Genomic DNA, 14,915 nt, shown 5'->3' on the forward strand with positions numbered 1-14,915 from the left:
GACCGGCACGGCGGCCCGTACGCAGACCGGCACCAGCACCGACAGGAAGAAGGCCGGACGGCCACGCCCGCCACACCCGTCGCACCCGCCACGCCCACCACACCCGGCACACTGCAACGGATCTTCGACTACGCCTCCCGCGCCGACCCCTACCCGCTCTACGCCGAACTGCGCGAGACACCGGTGGCCCGGCAGCACGACGGCAGCTACGTCATCAGCACGCATCGTGAGATCACGGATGTACTGAACGACCCGCGTCTGAGTTCCGACGTGCGCAATCTGTCGCGGGCGATGCCCTCCCCCGAGGCAGGGGCCACGTCGTCGTTCATCCACCGGGACTCGCCCGAGCACGACCGGCTGCGGCGGATGGCGATGCGTCAGTTCGGTCCCCCGCACACCCCGGGTCTGGTGACCGGCCTGGAACCCGCTCTGGCCGACACCGTCGGCGGGCTGCTGGACGGCGTCACGGACAAGGAGCGGATCGACATCGTCGACGACTTCGCCTTGCCGCTCCCGGTGACCGTGATCTGTCACCTGCTCGGCGTGCCGCGCGAGGACGAACCGCGGTTCCACCTCTGGGTGAACGACATCATGGACTCGGTCGACTACGAGGCCGGTGCCGATCCGAAGGAGAGACTTGACAAGGGTGTTCGGGCCCGGAACGACCTGCGCCAGAGCCTCGGCGAACTGGTGGAGCAGCGCCACGGCCGGCCGGGAGACGACCTGCTGTCCCGGCTGGCGAACGACGACGGGCCGGACGGCCGGATGACCGACGCCGACATCGTCGCCACCGCCAAAGTGCTGCTGATCGCCGGCCACGAGACCACCGTCAACCTCATCACCAACGGCATGCTGACCCTGCTGCGCCACCCGGACGTGCTGCAACGGCTGCGCGGCGAACCGGACCTGATCGTGCCCCTGGTCGAGGAACTCCTGCGCTACGAACCCCCCGTGCACATCATCCCCTGGCGGGCCGCGTACAGCGACATCACCGTCGCCGACACCGTCATCCCCCAGGGCTCGCAGATCATGCTCATGCTGGCCTCGGGCAGCCGCGACCCCCACCGCTTCCACGACCCCGACCGCTTCGACCCCGACCGGCACGACAACCAGCACCTCGGCTTCGGCAGCGGCATCCACCTCTGCTTCGGCGGCCCCCTGGCCAGACGCGAGGCCCAGATCGCCCTCACCGAACTCGTCCGCCGCCTCGACCGGCCCACCCTCGTCGCCGACCCACCGCCGTACCGGCGCAGCCCCGTACTCCGGGGTCCGATCCATCTGGACATCGAACAGGGTGGCGGTTGACGCGGCAGCCGAGGGCGGGTCCGGCTGAACCTCCGGAGCCGGCGTTGCGTATGAATTCCGCAGGGCCGGCTCCGGTCCGTGCCACGGGACGGAAGGAGGGCACCGTGTCCACACCGCCCGCGTCCGGCGCGCCGGACGACGGCACCGCGCTGGAACCCATCCGCGTGCTGCGTATGCGCAACACCGACGCACTGGCCCAGTTGCTCGACGACATACGCCAGGACAAGGACTACCGCGGCGGCACGACCGTGGCCGCCGCACCCGTGCCCCGGACGCCGACCGACGGCGAGACGGAGGAACTTCCGCCCGTCCCCGGCGGCAGGCCGCAGGAACTCCCCGCACCCTGGGGCGACACCCGCCCGCCGCGTCCCGCGGACCGTCCCCGCCTGGGGCCCGGACAGCGCCGGGCGGCCGCGGTGATCGCGGTCGCCGCGGCGGCCGTCGTCGGCTTCGGGTGCGCCCTCCTGGTGCCCGGCGCCACCGAGGCCGCCCCGACCGCTCCCTCGGCGGGCGCGTCGACGGCTCCGGCTCCGGCGACCCCCACATCGGCTGCTCCGAGTGCGACCGGGGTCGCCGGCGTCCTGGCCAACCCCGGCTTCGAGTCGGGCGGCCTCTCGCCGTGGAACTGCGCCGGGGACCCGGGCTCGATCGTCTCCTCCCCCGTCCACTCGGGGTCCAAAGCCCTCCAGGGGGCGGTGGGTTCGAGCGACACCGGGCAGTGCGAGCAGACCGTCGCGGTACGGCCGGACACGACCTACTCGCTCAGTGGCTGGGTCCGCGGCTCCAACGTCTACCTGGGCGTGAACGGCGGCGCCTCCACCTGGGCCACCTCCCCTGCCGGGTTCAGCCCGCTGACCGTCTCCTTCACCACGGGCGCCTCCCAGACCAGCGCGACGATCTACGTGCACGGCTGGTACGCGCAGGGCAACTACTACGCCGACGACATCACCCTGGACGGGCCCGGTGGCGGCGGTCACGCGTAGGGCCGTTTCGAGTACGGGGCGCTGTTCTGTACTAGACAGTAGGGGCGTACGGGTTCCCGTGGGACGCCGGGGGGGCCGCCCCACCACACCGGCGGCGGGACGGGGACCCAGTCCGGGCCGCGGTGCTGCAGCCACCACCTGCCGACGGTGTGGAACTTCTCCTCGAAGCTGCGGTCCCGGTTGAGGAACCCGGTCATCGGCGCCCGGAGACGGGTTTGGCGGCCGCCCGCCTCGTAGATCACGACGGTCCGGCTGCCGAGGACCGACTCGATCTGGATGGCCTGGACGTCGGCCCACGGGATGGTCCGGCGGCGGAAGCTGTGGACGACGGCCGTCGTCGGGGTGAGAGTGACCCCGAACCCCCGTGTGGCGATCTGCAGCAGAGGCACCAGGACGCCCCATGTCAACAGCGCCGGGAGGAGCGTGGAGTCAAACGTTCCGTCTTCCAGCCACATCAGGACCTGGAAGGGCACGACGACAACGAACCCGGGCAGCGCGGGCAGCAGCCGCTGGAACTTCGTCAACCGGTAGCGGACGTGTTCCGGCGACGTAGCCGCGACCTTCGATTCCTCCACCAGTCCCCCAGTCCCCCATTGCCCCGGTCGCCCGGTCCCCGTTGCCCCGGTCCCGGCCCGTCGCACAGTGCGGCGTGCGACCTGCACCGGCCCGTCAAACGCCAGGACAGCATGGCGGACCGGGGGAATGCTGTCCATGCAGACAACCGGAGCGCAGGGGACTGTCGGTGCCAGGGAGCCGAGTGCACGATGACGCGATGACTTCCTGGCTGAGCGCCCGGAGCACATGGCTGCTCGTACTGATCCTGTGGGCGATCACGCTGACCGCCGCCCTGCTCGGGATCGCCTTCGACCGAGCCTTACTTGAGCACCCTCCTCTCCAGCCCTTCGCCTCTCATCTCCCGATGGCAGCGGGCGGCTCCTTCTTCGTCGCCGCCGCCTGCGCCGGGAGGTTGCGTCACGGCCGACGCCGGCTGGACTGACGAGAGGCACAGCCGGGCGCCGCGGCCGGCCGGACAGGTCTCACGCCGGGGTCGGGGCCCTTGCGGTGGGGGGCTTGTGGGGGCGCCGCCCGCGGGCGCGGAGGGCCACCAGTGTGGCGAGGCCGGCTGCTGCCGCTCCGGCGAGCATGGCGGCGCGGACGCCGACCGCGGTGCTGGTGTGGCCGGTGCGGTCCACGGCGTCGGCGATGGCCGGGAGCAGCGCCGCCCCCAGGGCCGCGCCCAGTTGGCGGCTCATGTTGATCACGCCGCCGACCAGGCCCTGGTCGCGGTCCGCGACGCCGGAACTGGCGGTCACCATGCTGCCGAACGCCGTGCCGGCGGTGCCGAACCCGACCAGGACCACGGCCGCGAGCGGCGGACGGTAGCCCCCGGCCAGCGGGAGCTGGGTCAGGACCGCGAAGCCGGCGGTCGCCGCGAGGGCGGTCAGGACCAGCACGCGCTGGATCCCGAAGCGTCGCGCCAGCCGGGCACCGAGCAGCCCGGTCGCCAGGCCGACGATCCCCTGCGGGGCGATCACCAGGCCGGCCGCGAGCGGGGACAGGTGCAGGTCTTCCTGGAGGTACACGGAGAGCACCAGCATCTCCCCGCCGTTCCACAGGCCGAGCAGCAGCATCAGGGTGCCGGCGCTGCGCAGCCCGCGGGTGCGCAGCAGCGCGGGCCGGACGAGCGGATCGGCACGCCGTTGCTCGACTGCGAGGAACGCCGCGAACCCCAGGACCGACAGTCCGAGCGGAATCAGCACGTCGGCCGTGCCCACCCCGGTGGTCCCGGCCTGGGAGACGGCGTAGACCAGCGCCGCGACGGCCCCGGTGACAAGCACCGCGCCGGCCGTGTCCAGGTGCCGCCCGGCCCGGCTCAGCCTCGACTCCCGCAGGAGCCGCCGGGACAGCAGCAGGGCGGCGATCCCCACCGGGATGTTCACCAGGAACACCGAGCGCCAGCTGGAGAACTCCACCAGGATCCCGCCGAGCACCTGTCCGGCGACGAAGCCGACCGACGCCGTCGCGCCGTACAGGCCCAGCGCGCGGGTCCGCCTCGGGCCCTCGGGGAAGCCCGTGGTGATCAGGGAGAGCGCGGCGGGCGCGACCATCGCCGCGCCGCACCCCTGCACCATGCGCGACGCGATCAGGAGCAGCGGGTCCTGTGCGAGGCCGCCGGAGAGCGAGGCCGCGGTGAAGACGCCGATCCCGGCCATGAACATGCGCCGCCGCCCGTAGAGGTCGCCGGCCCGCCCGCCGAGGATCAGCAGCCCGCCGAAGGTGATCGCGTAGGCCGTGACCACCCACTGCACCGAGGCGGCCGAGATGCCGAGTTCGTGCTGGACCGACGACAGCGCGACGTTCACGATGCTGAAGTCGAGCACCACCATGAAGGCCGCGACGAGAATCAGCGCGAGTCCCAGCCGATGGTGTTCGGTGGCGGAGGCGGAGGCGTCCGCCACGGCCGTGTCCTCGTGCCGGGCCGGACCCGACACCGGGGGCGGTGGGAGCGATGGGACCGACGGGCTGGCTTGTGCGGTCATCACCGGGGTCCTCTCAGGTGCGGGGCCTGGTCAGGCGGTGGTGTGCACCGCGGCCAGATCGTCGTCGGCGTGCCGTCGGCGCGGCAGCTCGGCGGTGCGGCCGGCTCGGAACGGCGAGCGGTGCGGCCGGGGCGGTCGGCGTGGCGGGGCGCGGTGCCGTGACGCGGCGCGGTGCCGTGACGCGGCGCGGTGCCGTGACGCGGCGCGGTGCCGTGACGCGGCGCGGTGCCGTGACGCGGTGTCGCAACCGGGCGCGGTGTGCCGGCGTGCGGGCAGGTCGGTGCTCATGGCGTTGACGTTCCTTCCGGGATGGTCCCGGCGACCGTCACCGCGGTGGTCCGAGGATGCGGCCCGAAGAAACCGGATGCGGCCGGATGCGGTCCGATGCGGGTGGGCCTCGGTGACGGAGGCTCTTGATTCGACGGTCGCACCCGTGGAAAGCCGCTGGTAGTGGGCTCGGGGTTGCCGGGATACAAGCCGGGGTTGTGGCGCCGCGCTAGGACCCGCTGCCCGCCGTCGTCCCTCGCCGCCGGGTCCGTGCGCGGCGGCGTTGCCGGGTCTGGCGGCCGAGGATGTGGGCGATCAGGTCGCGTGCCGCGCCGCTGGGCGGGCTGGCGGCGCCGTCCCAGACGGCGCGCAGGGTGCGGCGCAGGTCGAGTTCCGGCGTCTGTACGGCGACGAGCCGGCCGTCCGCCAGGTCGTCGGCGACGGCGAGTTCGCTGATGACCGCGGGTGCCGCGCCGGCCAGTGCGGCGGCCCGGATCGCCGCGGTGGTGGACAGCGACAGCGCCGGCGGCGCCTGCTCGGCCCCGGGGCCGAGGACGGCGGTCAGCGCGGCCGCGAAGGTGTCCCGGGTCCCGGACCCGGCCTCCCGGCTCACCAGCGGGGTACGGGCCAGTTCGGCGGCGGCGACGGTCCGCGGGCGGCGCGCCCATGGGTGCCCCGGAGCGACGACGACGGCGAGGCGGTCGTGGCCGACGGCCCTGCCGTGCAGCCCGGGGGGCTGCTGCGGGCCCTCGGTGAAGCCGATGTCCGCGATGCCCTCGGTGACGTGCGTGATGACCGTGGCGCTGTTGGCGTAGGTCAGGACGGTCTCCGGGGCGTTGCCGCCCTCGGGGGCCTCCGCGCGGAAGGACGCCAGCCAGCCGGGCAGGAGCAGTTCGGAGATGGTCGAACTGGCGCTCACCCGCAGCCGGGTGTGCCGGCCGGTCCGCAGGGCCGCGATCCCGGCGTCCATGTCGGCCGCGACGTCCAGCAGCCGGACGGCCCACTCCGCGATCATGACGCCTTCGACGGTCAGGGTGGAGCCGTGCGGGGTCCGGTGCACGAGGGCGACCCCGGTCTGTCTCTCCATCGCGCGGATCCGCGCCGAGACGGCCTGCTGGCTCACCCCGGCCTTCCGGGCGACGCCGTTCAGGCTGCCTTCGCGGGCGACGCCGAGCAGCAGTTCCAGCGCGGCCAGGTCGGGAACATGCGTGCTGAGCACCATGCCGGCCCTCCCTGCTGCGAGCCAGGTCTGTACCCGTCCAGCGTACGACCGCCGCCATGGCCGCCCCGGCCGGTCGGCCGGCTCGCCGGTCACTTGCCGGGCGAGTCCCCGCGGGGGGCGACGATGTCCAGGACGGCCATCATGCCCATGTCCTCGTGGTTGAGGATGTGGCAGTGCAGCACGGTCCTGCCGGTGAAGTCGGTGTAGTGGATGCGGATGACCGCCTTGCCGCGCACGGGCACGTCGATGGTGTCGTACCAGCCGTGGGACGGGTCGTGGGCCTTTCCGTCGATGCTCATGAGCTGGAAGTCGTTGGTGTGGATGTGGAAGGAGTGGGTCTCGTCCGAGTCGTTGCGGACGGTCCACTCCTCGACGGTGTCGAGGGTGCCCGTGATGTCGGTCCGGTGCGGGTCGTACATCCGGCCGTTGATGTAGAACTTCGTGCCCGCCTTGTTCTCCGTGAGGACGACGGTCCTGCGGGTCGCGATCTTCGCCTGGCTCAGGTCCTCGTGCGGGGCGATGCCGGTGGGCAGGGTGGCGCGGTGCACGGGCGGGCCGCCGGTGACGACGGTGGCGAGGTCGGCCCGGGGAAACTTGTTCCCGGCCGGGCCGGTGTCGTACGGCAGGGTCTCCAGCCGTGTGACGCCGGGCGGGCCGCCCTGGACGAGGACGTCGAAGCGCGCTCCGGCCGCGATCACGATGGTGTCCTGGTCGTAGGCCTTGCGGACGGGGATGCCGTCCTGGGCGATCACGCGGAAGCGGGAGCCCTGGAGGTGGAGCTTGTAGTAGATGTTGGCGCCGATGTTCGCGAGCCGCCAGAGCTGGGTCTCCCCCGGCCGGATGCCGATCACCGGGTTCTGCTGGCCGTTGACCGTGCGGTTCGTGGGCGACCCGATCTTGAGCGGGTGCGTCTTGATCGAGTCGCCCTCGACCTGGAAGTCCTTGAACGCGATCGTGTGCTCGGTGATGCCGCGCAGGGCCGGGGGCAGGTGCTGCTGGAGGCCGTCGACGACGATGACGCCCGACTCGCCGCCGGCGACCTGCGCGGCGGACGTCATGTCCGCGTGCGAGTGGTACCAGAACGTGCCGGTCGGGTGGGTGAACGGCAGCTGGTACCGGTAGTGGTACGACTGGTTGTACTTGATGGCGATGAAGACGTCGTCGGAGGGGCTGTGCGGCGAGACGTGCAGGCCGTGCGTGTGCAGGTTGGTGTCGGCGTCGACGCGGTTGGTCATGGTGAGGTCGATGCGGTCGCCGGGCCGGACCCGCAGCGTGGGTGGCATGTACGCCCCGTTGTAGGTGGTGGCGTACAGCCGGCGGTCGCCGACCTGCACCTTCCGGCGTTCCACCACGATGGCCGCCTTCAGGAGGCCGTTACGGCTGACCAGTTCCGGCGGGTCCTGCAGCCGCGGCCCGGCCGGGGTGCTGTGGCCGGCCCGGGGTGCCGGCTGCCGGGTGCCGGAGGGGTCTGCGGCCGGTGCGAGGTTCCCGCAGCCGGCCAGCCAGCCGGCGGCGAGAAGCAGCCCGGCGAGCGGCAGGGCCGGCGCGGAACGGATGCGGGACCGGGTCACGTCTCTCCCAGGGAAACCGAGCTCAGCCGGAATGTAGGAGGAATGTAGGAGGCGGGACCCGGCCGCTCGGTGTGCCACGCGCACGGGGCGACGGCAGAACCACTCCGGGCAGCGGGGCTTCCACACGGATGGCGGCAGCGGCCGCGCGGCCCGGACATCCGGGCCGGGATGTCAGATGCTCAGCGCGATCGCGGCACCGATGCCGCCCACACCGAGCGCGACGGCGGCCGGGAGCCAGCCGCCCGAGCGCCAGGGGAAGAACCGGTCGAGGGAGAACCGGCCCGGGCCGATGGCGGTGAGGGCGAGGGCGACGACGCAGACGGAGACGCTGTACTCGACCCCGCCGTTCTGGATCCACAGGCCGTGCGCACCGCTCACGGTCACCATGGCGTTGATCATCACGCCGATGACGGCGGCGGCCGCCAGCGGGGTGAGCAGTCCGACCGCCAGGCCGAGGCCCCCGCAGATCTCGGAGAGGGCGCCGATCACGGCAAAGACCTTGCCCGGGTGGTAGCCGAGGGCGTCGAAGCTTCTGCCGGTGGCCGCCAGGCCCGGTCCCCCGAAGACGCCGAACAGCTTCTGCGCACCGTGGCCTGCCAGCAGCAGCCCGAAGGTCAGCCTGATCAGCAGCAGTCCGCCCTCAGCGGCGGACAGCCTGGGCACCGCACCGGCGGCACGCGTCCCGCCGGGCGGGCCCGAGGTGGTCCTGGCCGTCGTGTCGGCGGGCCTGCGGATCTCCGCCACGGGGGCGCGTACCTGGGTCAGTGACAGGGCGTGGGTTCGGCCGAGGGGGTGGAAATGCAGTGCACGCATGACAATGCCTTCACGAGTGGGGACAACCTGTCAGGCCGCCGTGCGGCGGGCCTCCCCCCGTCATCCAGCTTTGCGCCGCCTCGTCACCATATCCAGCGATATGCTGCAATATGCACTATTGCGAATGGCGATAACCAGGCAGGCCGCCGGGCGGGTCCGCTGCCGCACACCCGGCGGGCACGGGGTGGATCGGTGGCCGACGGGGCATGGCCGGGAGGTTCAAGTGGCTCCGGGTACCGGTGCGGTGACCACCCGTCAGCGGAGCCGAGGTCCGTGCCGGACGCGGGTCAGGCACTCCGCCGACGCGAGTACCGCGATGTCGCCGGTCGGCTGCAGGGCCTTCGTGGGCGGTCGCGCAGTTCCCCCGCACCCCTTCCGGGCGCTGCCGAACCGCGGCGGACGGACTGCGCCGGACCCGCCCGGTGACACGTGAAGCGGCACTCTCAGGCGGAGCGCCTGCGGGCCGCAGCCGTCTTCCTGGCAGTCGCCTTCTTCGCCGGCGTCTTCTTGGCCGCGGACTTCGCGGCCGAGGCGGTGGAGGCGGTGGAGGCGGTGGCCTTCGTGGCCGCCGCCGTCTCCGCCACCTTGGCCGTCCTGGCCTTCGCCGCCGTCTTGGTGGTCCCCGCCGCCCCCGCCGTCTTGGCCGTCTTGGCCGTCTTCGCCGCCCTGGCGGTCCTGGCCGTCCCCGCCGTCTTGGCCGTCGCCGTCTTCTTCGCCGTCGGCCGTTTCGCCGGCGTCCTGCCCGCCCCGGGTGCGGACTTCTTGCCCGACAGCGGCGTGACCTCCGCCGCCCCGGTTCCCGCCGCCTCCTCGACTTCCTCCCCTCTCGACTCCTTGGCCGCCCGCACGCTCTTCTCCAGGGCCGCCATCAGGTCGAGGACCTTGCCGCCCCTCGCCGGTTCGGGGGTCTCCGGCGGGGTCTCGCCGGCCGCCTTCGCGGCGAGGACCTCCTCCAGCGCCTCCCGGTACTCGTCGTGCAGGTCCTCCAGGTCGACCTCGCCGAGGGTGTCCATCAGGGCGTCCGCGAGGTCGAGTTCCTTGTCGCGGACGGTGACGTCGACGTCGGGGGCGACGCCCTCGGGCGCGCGGACCTCGTCCGGCCAGAGCAGGCCGTGCATGGCGATGGCGTCGCCGACCACCCGGAGCATGCCGAGGCGTTCGCGGCCGCGCAGGGCGTACTTCGCGATGGCCACCTTGTTGCTGCGCTTGAGCGCTTCGCGCAGGAGGGTGTACGGCTTCGCGGCCGGGGCCCCGGAGGCCGCCAGGTAGTACGCCGCGTCCATCTGGAGCGGGTCGATCCGGTCGGCCGGGACGAACGCGACGATCTCGATGGTGCGGGCGGTCGGGATGGGCAGGTGGGACAGGTCCTCGTCGGTGATCGGGACGATCGTGCCGTCGGCGTCCTCGTACCCCTTGCCGATCTCCGACTGGGTGACCTCGCGGTCCTCCAGCTCGCAGAACTTGCGGTAGCGGATGCGGCCGTTGTCCTCGGTGTGGACCTGGCGGAAGGAGATCGAGTGGCTCTCCGTGGCGTTCACCAGCTTGATCGGGATGCTGACGAGCCCGAAGGAGATCGCGCCGTTCCAGATGGATCGCACGTGCGGCTTCCCTCCGTCCGAATGCCAGGTTCTGTATGAGATTGTCATCGTATGACGCCGATCACAGAGGTGGACGGGCGAAGGGTCGCGCTCAGCAATCTGGAGAAGGTGCTGTATCCGGCGACCGGGTTCACCAAGGGCGAGCTGCTGCACTACTACGCGACGACGTCCGGGGTCCTGCTGCCGCACCTGCGGGACCGGCCGGTCTCGTTCCTCCGGTACCCGGACGGTCCTGACGGCCAGGTCTTCTTCACCAAGAACGTGCCGCCGGGTACGCCCGAGTGGGTCACGACCGCCGAGGTGCGCCGGTCGGAAGGGGCCGCCCGGATGGTGCTGGTGCAGGACCTCGCGAGCCTGATGTGGGCGGCGAACCTGGTCACCGAGTTCCACACGCACCAGTGGCTGGTGGGGACGCCGGACGAGGCCGACCGGATCGTCTTCGACCTGGACCCCGGCGCGCCGGCGACGGTGGTGCAGTGCTGCGAGGTCGCGCTGTGGCTGCGGGAGCGGCTGGCGGCGGACGGGATCGAGGCGTACGCCAAGACGGCCGGGTCGAAGGGGCTGCATCTGCTGGCGGCGGTGCGGGGGGCGTCCAGCGAGCGGGTCAGCGAGTACGCGAAGGCGCTGGCGGTGGAGGCCGAGCGGGCGCTGCCGCGGCTGGTGGTGCACCGGATGACGCGGAGCCTGCGGCCCGGGAAGGTGTTCGTGGACTGGAGCCAGAACGCGGGACGCAAGACGACGGCCACGCCGTACACCGTGCGGGCGCGGCGGGAGCCGACGGTGTCGGCGCCGGTCACGTGGGGGGAGGTCGCGGAGTGCCGGGCGGCGGGCCGGCTGGTGTTCCGGGCGGGGGACATCGCGCCGCGCGTCCAGGACCACGGGGACCTGCTGGCCCCGCTGCTGGACGCGGGGCGCGCGGCGACGCTGCCGTGAAGGCTCCTGGGGGCCTACACCCTCCCCCACGTGTTCCGGTCCCGCGCCATCGCGTGCAGGGCCTCCACGTCCGCCGGCTTGAGGACCCCGCCCAGGCGGGACAGGGTGTCCAGGTCCCGGTCGCGGAGGATGTGGACCTCGCGCGGCGGGGCGGTCAGCCTGACGTCCGCCGGTTCGGTCAGGGCCAGTACCGGGCGGACCTCGGCCGTCAGGGCGTACGAGGCCCGGTCGGCGTCCGCCCGCAGGCGGCGCAGCAGCGGCTGGGGGTCACGCCGGCCCAGTGTGATCATCGGGTCGGCGACCAGGACCTTCTGCTTGCGGGCGTACAGGGAGTGCACGCAGAACAGGCCGCCCGGCCCGATCAGCAGGTGGTGCAGGCGGTCGCCGCCGGGCAGCGGGACGGAGTGCAGGGCGTGCCAGCCGGCGCCGTCCAGGCGGTCCAGGGCGTCGCCGACGGCCTGTTCCGCGGTCAGGGCGCGGCGGCGCGGGTCGGGGCGCAGCCGGTGGGCCGGGCCGGGGTCCCGGTCGAGGGCGACCAGCAGTGCCTCGCCGGGGCGGTTGGGCGCCAGGTCGTCGTCGGGATGCAGGGTCAGCCGGGCCAGCTCGGCGGGGGTGGGCACGGGCGGCGGGCCGATCGTGACCGGGCCGGTCAGGAACGGCCGCAGGGTCTCCAGCACGTCGTCCCGCCGCTCCTCGCTGAGCAGGTTGACCCGGCCCGCCTCCCGGTCGTACCAGGCGATGTTCCTTCCGTCCGTGAGGCATACGTACAGTCGCTCCTGGCCGTGCCGCCAGGCCGGCACGACGCGCAGTCCGCTCATTGCGTCATCACCCCTCGACCATGGGAACAGGCGGGGTGCTCCAGGGGCAAGAACCCCGCTACCTTTGACAGGGGTTGGCGCGCGCAGCGGGGAGGCGCCGGGTGCGGATCCGTGGAGAGCAGTACGACGTGCCGGCTCCGGACAGTCCCTGGAGCGAGGTGCTGCCCGGGTTGTGGATGGGCGGTCACGAGTTCCGGGCGCGTTCGGGGCGGCTGGAGGCTGCCGTGGTGCGGGACGAGTTCGATCTGGTGCAGAGCCTGCTGCGGATGCCCGGTCACGGTCCGGCCGACGGGGTCGAGCACCATGTGTGGCCGATACCGGACGGGCCGCTGGACGGCACCCAGCTCGCCGGGGTGATGCGGCTCGCACGGGCGGCCAGCGAGGCGCTGGACGCGGGGCGGTCGGTGCTGGTGCGCTGCTACAGCGGGTACAACCGGTCGGGGCTGGTGGTCGCGCAGGCGCTGGTGCACCAGGGGCGCACGGCCGAGGAGGCGATCCGGCTGGTACGGGCCCGGCGCTCGCCCTGGGCGCTGCACAACGAGCTGTTCGTGGCCTACCTGCGGGCCGGCCTGTCCACCGCCCGCCTCCTGGAGGACCTCGCCGAGTAGCCTCTGCCGTGCACCGGCGGCCCCCGGGCACAAAAAGGACTTCCCTACAAATCTGCGAATAAGGTGTACGGGGCCTCCCCGCCCATGCACAAGGCCTTTCCGCCCATGGACCACCGACCCCGCCGAGCCAGGAGCAGCGTGCCAGCCCGTCGTCCCGTCCGTACCGCCGTGGCCGCGGCCGCCGTCGCCCTGCTGGCGGTGACCGCGGCCGGCTGCGGCGACTCCGGCGGGCTGCGCGGGGCCGGGGCGGCACCGACCGCGGTCAGCCCCGCGAAGCTCTGGCCCGACCTGCGGCCGGCGGCCAGCCCGGCCTGGCCCTACGACGAGGGCAGCACGGAGACCGTGAAGGGGATCACGGTGCCCGGCGACGACATCCGCCGGGTGGACCCGGTGGCGGTGGTACGGGCGGAGATCGCCGCGGACCCGGCGGACTACGGCGCCCAGGGGGCGTACCACGAGACCGCGGAGCGGATGAGGGAGTGCACGGCGGGCGGCGGCGGGGCGCGCTGCCCGCTGCTGAAGCCGTACTACCGGGACCTCACCGGGGACGGGCGGGACGAGCTGACGCTCGGCTTCCGGCTGTATCCGACCAACCAGACCGCGGTGCGCGTGTACACCGTCGAGAACCACCGGCTCCAGCAGATCCTCGACGACGACGACGCGATCACCGGCGTCGAACTGGCCGGGCGGACGGTGATCGTCCGGTCGCCGGCCGGGATCAGCGGGTACGAGTACCGGACGACCTGGGCGTGGGACCAGGAGCGGAAGGCGATGGTGTTCTCCCGGGACGAGTTCCTGCGCACCGGCAAGGGGCACCACACCCGCCGGCCGATGCCGTCGGCCTCGGCGGGCGTGCGATGAGGCTCCCGCGCTGGGCCGGGACCCTGGCGGCGAAGTCGGCCGCGTTCATCACGGTGATGTGCTGTGCGCTGGCCGCGCTGCTCGGCGTCCTGGTGCACGTGTCGGTCACCGACCAGACCGTCGCCCAGGCCCGCGACCAGGCACTGGACCGGCTCACGGAGGCGACGGGCGCGTACGAGGCGGGGGACGCGCTGCCGCGGGGCGCCCGCGTCGACCCGCGGGGGCTGCCCGCGCAGCTGCGGGCGCTGGCGCTTTCCGGGGACCGCGGCACGATGGTCGCCCGGGACGACGGCCGCCCCACGATGTGGGCGGCGGGCCCGGCCGACGGCCACCGGGCGCTCGCGGTGGCCGTCGACTACTCCCAGCAGGCCCGCACCATCGCCGGCCTGGACAGCTCCATCCTCTGGTCGTCGGCGCCGGCCATCGGGGCGACGCTGCTGGTCGGCGCGTTCGCGGTGACCCGGGTGAGCCGGCGGCTGCACGGCACCGCGCAGGTGGCCCGGCGGATCAGCGCCGGCGACCTGGACGCCCGTGTGCACGACCCCCGTACCGAGGACCCGACCCGCCCGCAGGACGAGGTGGCCGCGGTCGCCGCCGCGCTGGACGGCATGGCCGCGTCGCTGCAGAGCAAGCTGCTGAGCGAGCAGCGGTTCACGGCCGACGTGGCGCACGAGTTGCGGACGCCGCTGACCGGGCTGCACGCGGCGGCGGAACTGCTGCCGCCGGGGCGGCCGACGGAACTGGTGCGGGACCGGGTGGCGGCGCTGCGCACGCTCACCGAGGACCTCCTTGAGATCTCCCGCCTCGACGCGGGGCGGGAGCGGCTGGAGACCGACGCGGAGGCGCTGGGCGCGCTGGCCGAGCGGGTGGTGCGGGCGTCCGGGACGGAGACCGAGGTGAAGGTCGTACGGGACGTCTGGGTCGAGACCGACCGGCGGCGGCTGGAACGGGTGCTGGGCAACCTGGTCGCCAACGCGCACCGGCACGGGCGGGGGCCCGTGGTGCTGACGGTGGAGGGCAACGAGGTCACCGTGCGGGATCACGGGGACGGCTATCCCGAGTACCTGGTGGCCCACGGTCCGCAGCGGTTCCGGACGGAGGGCGGGGCCAAGGGCCACGGGCTGGGGCTGACGATCGCGGTGGGGCAGGCGGAGGTGCTCGGCGCGCGGCTGTGTTTCGCGAACGCGATCGACGGCGGGGCGGTGGCTACGCTGACGCTCCCGTAGGGGTGGGTTCGGGGGGTGCACGGCTGCGGGTGCATGGGGGTTGCTCGCGCAGTTCCCCGCGCCCCTGAAGGGGCGCACTGCAGCGGCCCCTTCTGTCAGGAGCGCGCTTTCAGGGGCGCGGGGAACTGCGCGACAAGCCCCCACCGGCCGGCACACGCCACCACTCGGCC

At 73.3% G+C, this 14,915-nt stretch carries 14 protein-coding genes and 1 pseudogene; 7 read left to right on the forward strand and 8 right to left on the reverse strand.

Annotated elements, in window-relative coordinates; genetic code table 11:
* Positions 1-120 precede the first annotated feature (120 nt).
* Entirely contained in the window at positions 121-1,305 is a 1,185-nt protein-coding gene (locus tag ACIQVL_RS34945; RefSeq protein ID WP_403477442.1) for a cytochrome P450, read from the forward strand.
* Positions 1,306-1,691: 386 nt separating this feature from the next.
* Positions 1,692-2,279: pseudogene (locus ACIQVL_RS34950) on the forward strand (carbohydrate binding domain-containing protein); the annotation flags it as partial.
* On the opposite strand, the gene ACIQVL_RS34955 reads toward ACIQVL_RS34950, so the two are convergent.
* Complete coding sequence (locus ACIQVL_RS34955) at positions 2,279-2,863, reverse strand: hypothetical protein (RefSeq protein WP_403477342.1); 585 nt, start codon at positions 2,861-2,863, stop codon at positions 2,279-2,281. The pseudogene ACIQVL_RS34950 and the gene ACIQVL_RS34955 sit on opposite strands and share 1 nt — an antisense overlap.
* Positions 2,864-3,060: 197 nt before the next feature.
* Between ACIQVL_RS34955 and ACIQVL_RS34960 the strand changes: the two genes are divergently transcribed.
* Entirely contained in the window at positions 3,061-3,285 is a 225-nt protein-coding gene (locus ACIQVL_RS34960; protein ID WP_403477343.1) for a hypothetical protein, read from the forward strand.
* Between the two features lie 40 nt (positions 3,286-3,325).
* On the opposite strand, the gene ACIQVL_RS34965 is transcribed toward ACIQVL_RS34960, so the two are convergent.
* The 6 genes from ACIQVL_RS34965 to ACIQVL_RS34990 all read right to left on the reverse strand — a co-directional run bounded on the left by ACIQVL_RS34965 (position 3,326) and on the right by ACIQVL_RS34990 (position 10,299).
* Positions 3,326-4,747, reverse strand: coding sequence for an MFS transporter (locus ACIQVL_RS34965; RefSeq protein ID WP_403477344.1), 1,422 nt, complete (start codon positions 4,745-4,747; stop codon positions 3,326-3,328).
* A gap of 111 nt (positions 4,748-4,858) precedes the next feature.
* Positions 4,859-5,116: a hypothetical protein gene (locus tag ACIQVL_RS34970; protein ID WP_403477345.1), complete on the reverse strand. Its 258-nt coding sequence runs from the start codon at positions 5,114-5,116 to the stop codon at positions 4,859-4,861.
* A gap of 208 nt (positions 5,117-5,324) precedes the next feature.
* Positions 5,325-6,317, reverse strand: a complete 993-nt coding sequence (locus ACIQVL_RS34975; protein WP_403477346.1) for a LysR family transcriptional regulator — start codon at positions 6,315-6,317, stop codon at positions 5,325-5,327.
* Positions 6,318-6,406: 89 nt separating this feature from the next.
* Positions 6,407-7,888, reverse strand: coding sequence for a multicopper oxidase family protein (locus tag ACIQVL_RS34980; protein ID WP_403477347.1), 1,482 nt, complete (start codon positions 7,886-7,888; stop codon positions 6,407-6,409).
* 171 nt (positions 7,889-8,059) lie between these two features.
* Positions 8,060-8,551 carry a DoxX family protein gene (locus ACIQVL_RS34985; RefSeq protein ID WP_403439201.1) on the reverse strand — a complete coding sequence of 164 codons (492 nt, stop codon included), beginning with the start codon at positions 8,549-8,551 and terminating at the stop codon, positions 8,060-8,062.
* Positions 8,552-9,144: 593 nt separating this feature from the next.
* Positions 9,145-10,299 carry a Ku protein gene (locus tag ACIQVL_RS34990; RefSeq protein WP_403477348.1) on the reverse strand — a complete coding sequence of 385 codons (1,155 nt, stop codon included), beginning with the start codon at positions 10,297-10,299 and terminating at the stop codon, positions 9,145-9,147.
* Between the two features lie 51 nt (positions 10,300-10,350).
* On the opposite strand from ACIQVL_RS34990, the gene ligD reads away from it, so the two are divergent.
* A complete protein-coding gene (gene ligD / locus ACIQVL_RS34995) occupies positions 10,351-11,232 on the forward strand; it encodes a non-homologous end-joining DNA ligase (RefSeq protein WP_403438946.1) in 882 nt (293 codons plus the stop codon).
* A gap of 14 nt (positions 11,233-11,246) precedes the next feature.
* On the opposite strand, the gene ACIQVL_RS35000 is transcribed toward ligD, so the two are convergent.
* Positions 11,247-12,050, reverse strand: a complete 804-nt coding sequence (locus tag ACIQVL_RS35000) for a nuclease-related domain-containing protein (RefSeq protein ID WP_403438948.1) — start codon at positions 12,048-12,050, stop codon at positions 11,247-11,249.
* A 101-nt stretch (positions 12,051-12,151) separates the two neighbouring features.
* Between ACIQVL_RS35000 and ACIQVL_RS35005 the strand changes: the two genes are divergently transcribed.
* From ACIQVL_RS35005 to ACIQVL_RS35015, 3 genes are all read left to right on the forward strand, one after another.
* Positions 12,152-12,658, forward strand: coding sequence for a protein phosphatase (locus ACIQVL_RS35005; RefSeq protein ID WP_366358579.1), 507 nt, complete (start codon positions 12,152-12,154; stop codon positions 12,656-12,658).
* A gap of 105 nt (positions 12,659-12,763) precedes the next feature.
* Complete coding sequence (locus ACIQVL_RS35010) at positions 12,764-13,519, forward strand: hypothetical protein (protein ID WP_403477349.1); 756 nt, start codon at positions 12,764-12,766, stop codon at positions 13,517-13,519.
* On the forward strand, positions 13,516-14,745 hold the full coding sequence (locus ACIQVL_RS35015; protein WP_403477350.1) for an ATP-binding protein: 1,230 nt from the start codon (positions 13,516-13,518) through the stop codon (positions 14,743-14,745). Before ACIQVL_RS35010 ends, ACIQVL_RS35015 begins: the two co-directional genes overlap by 4 nt.
* The last annotated feature ends 170 nt before the right edge of the window (positions 14,746-14,915 follow it).

Source organism: Streptomyces sp. NPDC090499, assembly GCF_044769305.1.
GTDB lineage: Bacteria > Actinomycetota > Actinomycetes > Streptomycetales > Streptomycetaceae > Streptomyces.

Excerpts from the sequence above, each read along its gene's own strand:
- ACIQVL_RS34960 (WP_403477343.1), top strand. The coding sequence starts at position 3,061 with ATGACTTCCTGGCTGAGCGCCCGGAGCACATGGCTGCTCGTACTGATC.
- ACIQVL_RS34970 (WP_403477345.1), bottom strand. The coding sequence starts at position 5,116 with ATGAGCACCGACCTGCCCGCACGCCGGCACACCGCGCCCGGTTGCGAC.
- ACIQVL_RS34975 (WP_403477346.1), bottom strand. The coding sequence starts at position 6,317 with ATGGTGCTCAGCACGCATGTTCCCGACCTGGCCGCGCTGGAACTGCTG.
- ligD (WP_403438946.1), top strand. The coding sequence starts at position 10,351 with ATGACGCCGATCACAGAGGTGGACGGGCGAAGGGTCGCGCTCAGCAAT.
- ACIQVL_RS35000 (WP_403438948.1), bottom strand. The coding sequence starts at position 12,050 with ATGAGCGGACTGCGCGTCGTGCCGGCCTGGCGGCACGGCCAGGAGCGA.
- ACIQVL_RS35010 (WP_403477349.1), top strand. The coding sequence starts at position 12,764 with ATGGACCACCGACCCCGCCGAGCCAGGAGCAGCGTGCCAGCCCGTCGT.
- ACIQVL_RS35015 (WP_403477350.1), top strand. The coding sequence starts at position 13,516 with ATGAGGCTCCCGCGCTGGGCCGGGACCCTGGCGGCGAAGTCGGCCGCG.